General features: G+C 32.1%; 10 protein-coding genes. 5 read left to right on the top strand and 5 right to left on the bottom strand.

Annotated features, from left to right (window positions below):
- Window positions 1-78: 78 nt before the first annotated feature.
- Entirely contained in the window at window positions 79-1,203 is a 1,125-nt protein-coding gene (gene yfkAB / locus AC3ASS_RS08555) for a radical SAM/CxCxxxxC motif protein YfkAB (RefSeq protein ID WP_488283107.1), read from the bottom strand.
- Window positions 1,204-1,312: 109 nt separating this feature from the next.
- On the opposite strand from yfkAB, the gene AC3ASS_RS08550 reads away from it, so the two are divergent.
- The 3 genes from AC3ASS_RS08550 to AC3ASS_RS08540 all read left to right on the top strand — a co-directional run bounded on the left by AC3ASS_RS08550 (window position 1,313) and on the right by AC3ASS_RS08540 (window position 3,596).
- Window positions 1,313-1,798 carry an SDR family oxidoreductase gene (locus AC3ASS_RS08550; protein ID WP_488283106.1) on the top strand — a complete coding sequence of 162 codons (486 nt, stop codon included), beginning with the start codon at window positions 1,313-1,315 and terminating at the stop codon, window positions 1,796-1,798.
- A gap of 22 nt (window positions 1,799-1,820) precedes the next feature.
- On the top strand, window positions 1,821-2,408 hold the full coding sequence (locus AC3ASS_RS08545; RefSeq protein WP_488283105.1) for an SDR family oxidoreductase: 588 nt from the start codon (window positions 1,821-1,823) through the stop codon (window positions 2,406-2,408).
- Window positions 2,409-2,528: 120 nt separating this feature from the next.
- Window positions 2,529-3,596, top strand: coding sequence for a hypothetical protein (locus AC3ASS_RS08540; RefSeq protein WP_488283104.1), 1,068 nt, complete (start codon window positions 2,529-2,531; stop codon window positions 3,594-3,596).
- A 105-nt stretch (window positions 3,597-3,701) separates the two neighbouring features.
- Here AC3ASS_RS08540 and AC3ASS_RS08535 read toward each other — a convergent pair whose 3' ends face one another.
- The 4 genes from AC3ASS_RS08535 to AC3ASS_RS08520 form a co-directional block, all read right to left on the bottom strand.
- The gene (locus AC3ASS_RS08535; protein WP_488283103.1) at window positions 3,702-3,962 is read right to left on the bottom strand and encodes a hypothetical protein; all 261 of its coding nucleotides are present in this window, start codon (window positions 3,960-3,962) and stop codon (window positions 3,702-3,704) included.
- 162 nt (window positions 3,963-4,124) lie between these two features.
- On the bottom strand, window positions 4,125-5,513 hold the full coding sequence (gene fumC / locus AC3ASS_RS08530) for a class II fumarate hydratase (RefSeq protein ID WP_488283102.1): 1,389 nt from the start codon (window positions 5,511-5,513) through the stop codon (window positions 4,125-4,127).
- A gap of 177 nt (window positions 5,514-5,690) precedes the next feature.
- The gene (locus AC3ASS_RS08525; RefSeq protein ID WP_488283101.1) at window positions 5,691-6,557 is read right to left on the bottom strand and encodes a fructosamine kinase family protein; all 867 of its coding nucleotides are present in this window, start codon (window positions 6,555-6,557) and stop codon (window positions 5,691-5,693) included.
- A 9-nt stretch (window positions 6,558-6,566) separates the two neighbouring features.
- Window positions 6,567-7,100, bottom strand: a complete 534-nt coding sequence (locus AC3ASS_RS08520; RefSeq protein WP_488283100.1) for a hypothetical protein — start codon at window positions 7,098-7,100, stop codon at window positions 6,567-6,569.
- 99 nt (window positions 7,101-7,199) lie between these two features.
- Here AC3ASS_RS08520 and AC3ASS_RS08515 point away from each other — a divergent pair, with 99 nt between their 5' ends.
- A complete protein-coding gene (locus tag AC3ASS_RS08515; RefSeq protein WP_488283099.1) occupies window positions 7,200-7,778 on the top strand; it encodes a TetR/AcrR family transcriptional regulator in 579 nt (192 codons plus the stop codon).
- 347 nt (window positions 7,779-8,125) lie between these two features.
- Window positions 8,126-9,076, top strand: coding sequence for a hypothetical protein (locus AC3ASS_RS08510; RefSeq protein ID WP_488283098.1), 951 nt, complete (start codon window positions 8,126-8,128; stop codon window positions 9,074-9,076).
- Window positions 9,077-9,116: the final 40 nt, after the last annotated feature.

Genomic DNA, 9,116 nt, shown 5'->3' with positions numbered 1-9,116 from the left:
GTACGGTTTGATGAGGGGAAGCTGAGAGTAAAAGAGACAGCATGAGCTGTCCCTTTGAAATCAGTTTTCTACTCTACATTATCTGATTGGTTGTTTCGCACTTTTATTCGTGAAATCTTCATTTGTATAATACGTATTTTTAACTAAAACGTTTGGTCCTAAGCATTGAACTGATGGACAGTGACAATTTAATGATTTTGCTAAAGGACTATTTAACCATTTGTCAAATAATTCTTCTAGAGAGTGTTCCTTGATGTTGCCAAATGGTGGTGTATCACCAAAGTCTGTTACAATAACATCCCCTGTGAAAACATTGACATTTAACCGCGAACGACCGTCAGGATCATTTCGAACCGTAACATTTTTACTATTTCGTAATTTTCTTAGTAATTCTTGATCTTTTTCATTTTCGCTACACGCATAAAATGGAAGCGTTCCGAATAACATCCAAACATCTTCATTTCGAATGGATAATAAATAATCGATCGCTTGACGTATTTCTTCCAATGATAATACTTCTAAACTTGAGGCGAAGTCACTTGGATACATTGGATGAATTTCATGTCTAAAACATTTCATCTCATAAACAACTTGGTGATGAATAGTCTCTAAATAGGGAAATGTTCGCTTATTTAACATTGTTTCAGCTGAAACAAGAACACCCGCATCGGATAAATAACGACTGTTTTCGATCATACGGTCAAATAATCGTTTTCGTTGTTCTCTTGGAGGTTTACGCTCCATTCTAGCAAAACCTACATCAATAAATTCATCATAGGTTCCCCAGTTATGTGAAATATGTAATACATCTAGATACGGCAATATCTCTATATATCTCTCTAAATCTAATGTTAAATTAGAGTTTACTTGAGTACGAATTCCTCTTTTTTTGGCATATGAAAGAAGAGGAATAACATAATTTTTTACCGATTGTTTGGATAATATTGGTTCCCCACCAGTAATACTAATAGCACGTAAATGAGGAATTTCTTCTAATCTTTCAATCAAAAGTTCAACCGGTAAACCTTCTGGATCTTTCGGTTGTAATGTATAACCGACGGCGCAATGCTCACATCTCATATTACAAATTGTTGTTGTAGTAAACTCAACATTTGTTAATAAATGTCGACCGTAATCCTTAATATTTAAATATGATTCCCAAGGGTCATGTTGGGGAGTTATTGGTTTTACCTGTACTTTCATAGTAAGGACTCCTCTTTTAAAAATATTAAAAACATACGATAGTATTATAAATAATAGTTTTCTATTGTCAATCTATACGGTTTAGTTGTTAAAAAAAGGAGGTTGAATGATGTCAAATGTATATTTTTTCACCGGATTTCCTGGGTATATTGCCACTCAATTAATTAAAGATTTAGTTAAAAGAGAAAATGTTCATTATATTTATCTTCTAACATTACCTCAGTTAAAGAAACAAGCAGAAGAACAAATGACCTCCATAGCAAATGCTGCAAATTTTCCCAATAAGCATTGGAAAGTGATAGAAGGAGATATTACAAAAGCCAATTTGCACTTAAAAAATGAAGTGATAAATCTATTAAAAAATACTGTTACACATGTATTTCATTTAGCAGCCATTTATGACCTTGCTGTTGAAAAAAACATCGCATATACAGTGAATGTCACAGGAACAAAAAATGTAAACCAATTTGTAAAAAATTTAGAAAGATTAAAAAGGTATATTTATTTTAGTACCGCATATGTGGCAGGAAAAAGAGAAGGGAAAATTCTAGAAACGGAATTGGATATGGGGCAAGATTTCAAAAAATTATTATGAAGAAACGAAATTTAAAGCAGAGGTGGAAGTTCAAAAAATCATCAATCAAGTTCCAACAACGATTTTCCGGCCAGGTGTCTTTTTTTGCCATTCAGTTACAGGAGAAACGATGAAATTTGATGGTTTGTATTTTATGTTAAATTTCTTTGATCGAATGAAACATTTACCGATGATCCCTTACTTAGGAAAAGGTGATGTTGAAGGTAATTTTGTCCCTATCGATTATATTGTATCGGCGACGATGTTTCTATCCCATGAAGAAATAGGGGTTGGGAAAACGTATCATTTAACCGACCCAAAACCCTATAAAATGAGGGAAATTTATAAAATGATGTTGAAAGAATACACGGGAAAAACCCCAATAGGAACATTACCAATTTCACTAGCAAAAGCTTTTTTATCAATTCGGTTAATTAGGAAATGGTTACGGGTAGAAAAAGAAGCGTTAGATTATTTTATGATTAATACCCAATATGACTGTTCAATCGTTCAAGAGGATTTAAAACATTCGGGAATTCAATGTCCTGACTTAAAGGACGTCATTAAAAATATGATCGACTATTATCGGATTCATAAAGAAGATCCAACAAAACAAATTAAAATACGATAAGATTGCTCATGAAAAGAATGAATACATTAAAGTTTGACAGATTCATGAAGAAACAGTTAAACAATCCTCTATTAAAAGAATGATAAAATAATAGGTAGTCAGAGAAAATGGGGGATACATGTGGTTGCAAGTTTTCAATCTCGAAAGAAATTGCTTTTCTTTTTTACATTAATAGGCTTAATTGTCATGTCGAACTATGCAGTTCATCACCTTGTTTATGTACCTGCCAATGAAATAAAATACCTTGTCATTGGATCAATCATTGATTTCGTCATTGTCATTCCAGCTTTAACATATTTCTTTATTTATCGAAAGAAAGGGAAATTAGCACCCATTATTGGAGTAGCACTATCCGGTTATATCGTTGGTACATGGATTATTCCAGACATTTATTTATCGGAGTTCGAATGGATTGGATGGTTATTATTAATCGGGGAGCTATCCATTTTTTCCTTAGAATTTTTCATTATATATAAATTAATCCAAACGATACGTAAAGTACGAAAGAATATGAATGATTACAACGGAATTGTTCCATCTTCAATTGCCATTTGGAATCATTTAGATGAAACGTTTGCCGATCAACATTTAGCAAAAATGATTGCTTCTGAATGGATGATGTTCAAACATGCATTAGCTAGCTTTCGAAATAAAGTCGTTTTAACAGAACGCCATTTTACGGCACATCAAAAAACAAGCATCATTGCGTTTTATATTATGCTTATTCACGCTATTGTGTTAGAAACTGTTGGACTACATTGGCTGATTCATAAATGGAATCCGATTCTGTCATGGATTGGGATTGTATTAAATGTTTATACTGTTTTCTTTTTTATTGGTGAAATTCAAGCAATCCGTTTAAATCCAATCACTGTTGAACGTGAAAGAATTACAATCCCATTCGGGCTAATAAAAAGAGTTACCATACCAAAAGAATCTATTACTAGTATTCGAAAACCTAGTGAAGGAGAATATAACGAAAAAGAGAAAGACGTCTTTCACGGAATTCATATTGATTTTGAAAAAGGTGTTCCAAATGTCGTAATAGACTTATTTGAACCAATTGATGTTTATTACATGTACGGATTTCGAAGAAAAGTAAAAAAGGTATATTTAAAATTGGACCGTCCGAATGAATTTTTCTTGAAAGTAAATGAAGATGGGTATCCGGTGGAAGAACAATCATGAATTGAGTAGATAAAAATCTATTTTGAATCAAAGGGGGAAGGGGGGGGTTCGGTGACGTAGGATGTTGTTTGAACAGAGAACTTTTACTATCTAGTGTTATATTTATTAACTTTCAGCAATACCATAAGCAATTAATGAAATATACAAGATAACAAAGATAGCAAGAATGTTAAGGCTTATTAATAGCCATTGGATTAAACCTTTATTAGCCTTGAAACCTAAAACAATTCCTATTAACGGGAATAAAAACATAGCAACAATATAAGGTTTCCCTATTGCACCGAACGACACCCCACTCAACATTGTAAAAAACATAATGATAAAGATTACTAGAGTCGAAAGTGAAAACACACTATATTTGTTCAATTGAGATCACCTCGAAAAAATGAATTATTATATTTATATTAGTTAACATTGTTATTTTTTCCTTCAAAACACTTCATAAAAAATATGTCCGAAAAATTATGAGAAAAGGATAGATGGTAAGTCTTCGCAGTTCATCTATCCTTTTCTATTATATTTTTTTAATTATTCTTTCGGATGAATCATATGTTCTGGACGGACGTATTGGTCAAATTGTTCTTCTGTTAATAAACCTAATTGCAGAGCTGCTTCTTTTAACGATAATTGATTTTGATAGGCATGCTTAGCAATTTTTGCGGCATTTTCATAACCGATATGAGGGTTTAATGCCGTCACCAACATTAAGGATTGTTCTAAATATTTTTCAATCACTTCTTTGTTCGGTTTAATACCAACAGCACATTTTGTATTAAATGAATCCATTGCATCTGCCAATAGCCGAACAGATTGAAGGAAGTTATAAGCGATTAAAGGTTTAAATACATTTAATTCAAAATTTCCTTGGCTAGCTGCAAATCCAATAGCAGTATCATTCCCCATAACTTGAATAGCTACCATAGTTAACGCTTCACTTTGAGTTGGGTTTACTTTACCTGGCATGATCGAACTTCCCGGTTCATTTTCAGGAATAGTTATTTCTCCTATCCCACACCGTGGACCGCTTGCTAACCAACGGACATCATTCGCTATTTTCATTAAATCGGCGGCCAGAGATTTTAATGCCCCATGTACATAGGTTATTTCATCGTGACTAGTTAGCGCATGGAACTTGTTTTCTGAAGAGGAAAAAGAAAAGTTTGTATATTGTGATATTTCTTCTGCCACCATATCGCCAAATTTTGGGTGAGCATTAATTCCTGTGCCAACAGCCGTTCCCCCAATCGCTAACGCCTTCATTTTTTCCGTTGATTCAAGAATCATCTCTTTTGAACGTTTTAGCATATGAACCCAACCGCTTATTTCTTGACCAAGGGTTAATGGTGTCGCATCTTGTAAATGTGTCCGACCAATTTTGAAGATATGTTGATATTCATTTTCTTTTTTTTGTAGCGTTGAAAACAATCGATTCAATGCTGGAATGAGTAGTTTATGAACAGAAAGAACGCCAGCAATATGCATGGCTGTTGGAAATGTATCATTAGAACTTTGGCTCATATTCACATGGTCATTCGGATGGATTTTTTCATTAATTCCTTTATCCTGCAACCATTGATTCCCACGATTAGCAATCACTTCATTGACATTCATATTCGTTTGAGTTCCGCTGCCCGTTTGCCATACGACTAAAGGAAAATGTTCTTCTAATTTACCTTCAAGAATCTCATCACAAATTTGTACGATGGCATTTTTCTTATGTACACTTAATTTTCCTAATTTCTCATTTACAATGGCACAGGAACGCTTTAAAACTGCAAACGCTTCTATTAATTCTTTCGGCATTTTTTCCTTTCCAATTTTGAAATTTTGTCTGCTTCGTTCGGTTTGAGCTCCCCACCATTTATCAATAGGGACTTTTACTTCTCCCATCGTATCACGTTCGATTCGATATTCCATCAGAAAAACCTCCTTTATTTTCATCTATGGAATTAAGTAACTATTTATGATTATGGACAAATAAACAGTATGAAAATCTCTTTTTTATCTAAATCGTACATAAAGCTTTAATGTTTAAAGCAGTGAAATCAAACTTTATAAAAAAGAAGTGAATTGACATTTGCAATCCACTTCTTTTTAAACGTATCGATGAACAATCCTTTCCACAGAAGGAATATAACTTTCTCCAAATAAATTGACATGTACAAGCAAATAAAATAATTGATAAATCGGTTTTCGGTCTTCATAGTTGTTTGAGAGGGGTTGCACACTCTTGTAAGCATCGTAAAATGTTTTAGAAAATCCTCCAAATAACTCGGTAAAAGCTAACTCGAATTCATGATGACCATATAGAATGGAAGGATCGATAAGATATGGCGTACCGCTTTGACCAACAATCCAATTACCACTCCATAAATCTCCGTGTAGTAATGCTGCATGCGGCTTAGCTGGAACCCACTTCTCTAAATGATCAACTAAACTATAAAGTTTTTTTCTAACACTAGGTGTGAAAAATCCTTTATCTAATGCCAACTTAATTTGTGGAATTAGCCGATATTCGCGATAATAATCCAACCAAGTTTTATCCCATTGATTTTGTTGTGGTATTAAGCCAATATACGTATCATGAGAAAAACCAAAACAGTTAGATGTTGCTTGATGCATGTTTGCTAATAAAACTCCTAATTTTTCTTCTGTATCATTGGTTTCTTTGCCCTTGATCCATTCTAATATTAGATATCCAAACGATGAATCTTCATACAAATGAAAAATTTTTGGAACAGGAATTGATTTTGTGTGACGGATTTGTTCTAATCCGATTTTTTCACTTGTAAAAAAACGAGGAGGGGGAGAAGGACGACATTTTACAAAATATTCTTGCTCTTTCGTTCTAACATAATAAGATTCATTTATATCTCCACCATACACTCGTTTCCACTCTATGACTTTCATTTCGTTAAAATATTCCTTGACTATTTTCGTTAATAATCGTTCCATTACCATCTACCTCGGTTATGGTTTTCTAGGGAAAATAAAATATGAAAGAGAAATGAGGAGATCAATAATAATTACGATCGTCCATCCACTAATGATTTGTAATAACTTTTGTGTACGTTCAAAATCTTGTATCCATAAATAAATGATTCCTACTAATCCTGCACCAATTAAATATGCATAAATATGTTTGATCCATCCTTTAAAATAATGTTTCGCATATTCAAGCCCATATTTCTGTTTTGGTTTTTCACCAGTTTTGAATACATAATATTGAAAGCGTTCATCAGCCCATTGTATCATGCTTTTACCAAAAACGACCGAGACACCAATATAAACCGCTGCTAAACCGTGTGCTATCGTTGCCGTTGCTCCTTGATATAAATCATAAGCCGTTGCGACTAATAAAATGAAATCTACAACAGGTGACATCGCTAATAAAAACAGTCCTAAAGTTTGTTTTTTTAAGATGTATCTTACGAACAATCCAGAAATAATAAATACCCAAAAGCCAATTTCACAAGCAATAATTAACCATACAACCCAGTTCATTTTATCTCTCCCTTTATAATACAACTGTATTAAAAAATATAGCAAACATATTTATTTAATACAAGTGTATTTTTTAATATTTTTTGATAAAATGGTAATATGCCAAAAATCGTTGACCATGAAAAAAGAAAAGAAATTATTGCAGAAGCTGCTTGGCGAGTGATCTTAAAGCAAGGAATGAAAGGAGCGACGGTTAGAAATATAGCAAAAGAAGCAGGCTTATCTTTAGGGGCATTAAGATATTATTTTTCTTCCCATGAAGACTTGCTTATTTATGCGATGGAACTTGTAAAAGAACGAGTGAAGAAAAGAGTGTTAAATATTGCTTTAAGTAACTTGCCACCAAAGGAAAAAATAATCCAAATGTTATTGGAGCTTCTCCCTACAAATGACATTAAGAAAATAGAAATGGAAGTTTGGCTTGAATTCATTTTATATTTTAAAGGACAAAATTCTTTACAAAATCAAGACGGAATTTTTGAAGGAATTACTCGTCTTATGGCATTTCTCGAAGCTGAAAATATGTTAAAGGAAGAGTTAGACAAAGATGTTGAGATTGAGCGATTATACGCTTTAATTGATGGACTAGCCATTCATGCCATTATAGACCCAGAGAGACTTACAGAAAAAAAGATAAAACATGTATTGATGTGCCATTTAGAAGAAATTTGCAAATAGCAATGATAAATGATTTTTCAAACGAGAAGTGATGGACAGAAAAAATTGATAATTCATGAGAAAATATACGAATATTTATCTATCGAAAAAAAATAGGTAGTTCAAAAATTAAAAACAGATTTAAAAGAGTTAGAACAAGAAATCATTCAAAATAAAGATTCCTTTTCAAAATTAGTACGCGAAATTTTGTATAGTACACGAGATAAATGGAATTTAGAAATTAAAGAGTAAGAAAATGAAATAAAAGCGAATAGTTAATCAGATTTTATTAGCGAAACTTTTTCTGTTCTATTTACGTAAAAATATTAAATAACAAGGGTAGGTGAAAAAATCTGGGGGGATGGGTTATGTTTAAAGACATCAATAAAAAATTGAGAGATGTCCGAGAAAAATTAAGATATAAGAAAAAATGGGAGCAGCATTTAACCGAATTACAATTGATTTATGATCAACGAATGGTAGAAGTGAAACAATTAAAATATCAATGGTTAAAAGAAAAAAGAGATGTAGAAAAATTAGAATCCATCAGTTTGTCAAACTTCTTTTACACTATAACAGGACGTAAGTTAGAAAAACTCGATCAAGAACAACAAGAAGAAATAAAAGCAAAATTTAAATATGAAGCTAAAACAAGAGAAATAGAAGAATTAAAAAAAGAAATGGAAGAATATAAGGAGAAATTACAATCTGTATCTTTTATTGAAGAAGAATATGAAAATTTATTAAAAGAAAAAGAACAAAAATTATATATGTACAATCCGAAATGGTCGGAAGAATTAGATAGGCTTTATAATGAGGAAACAGAACTTCTTATACAAATAAAAGAATTTGATGAGGCAATTGGCGTTGGAAATAAAGTAAAAAAATTAATCGAAAAAGCAAGAGCAAAATTAGAAAGTACTAGCAGTTGGTCCACATTAGATATGTTTGGAGGAGGACTGATTACAACATCTATCAAACACGGAAAAATTGATGATGCTAGATCAATTATTCAACAACTTCAACATGCTTTAGATCAATTTAAAGTTGAACTTAATGACATTAAAATTTATATGGACAACCCATTAGAAATTGGGTCTTTTTTAACGTTTGCCGATTATTTCTTTGACAATATTTTTGTTGATTGGTCCATTCATAATAAAATTAACAAAACCATTGATAATATTAATAAAACTTCTTATAAAGTAACTAATGTTTTAAACGATATAAATTGGCAAAAGCAAGAATTAGACAAACGATTACTTAACTTAAGAAATCAACGCGAACAGATCATCCAAACAGCAGGTGAAAATGAATAAATGTAAACCAATCAAATATAAAAAAATAGTAAACTTTATC

This window comes from Bacillus sp. JST-5, assembly GCF_057747715.1.
This window is presented reverse-complemented; position numbering and strand designations above follow the sequence as displayed.

Coding starts and splice junctions, on each gene's coding strand:
- AC3ASS_RS08525 (WP_488283101.1), bottom strand. CDS start 6,557: ATGGTAATGGAACGATTATTAACGAAAATAGTCAAGGAATATTTTAAC.
- fumC (WP_488283102.1), bottom strand. CDS start 5,513: ATGGAATATCGAATCGAACGTGATACGATGGGAGAAGTAAAAGTCCCT.
- AC3ASS_RS08520 (WP_488283100.1), bottom strand. CDS start 7,100: ATGAACTGGGTTGTATGGTTAATTATTGCTTGTGAAATTGGCTTTTGG.
- yfkAB (WP_488283107.1), bottom strand. CDS start 1,203: ATGAAAGTACAGGTAAAACCAATAACTCCCCAACATGACCCTTGGGAA.
- AC3ASS_RS08510 (WP_488283098.1), top strand. CDS start 8,126: ATGTTTAAAGACATCAATAAAAAATTGAGAGATGTCCGAGAAAAATTA.
- AC3ASS_RS08515 (WP_488283099.1), top strand. CDS start 7,200: ATGCCAAAAATCGTTGACCATGAAAAAAGAAAAGAAATTATTGCAGAA.
- AC3ASS_RS08550 (WP_488283106.1), top strand. CDS start 1,313: ATGTCAAATGTATATTTTTTCACCGGATTTCCTGGGTATATTGCCACT.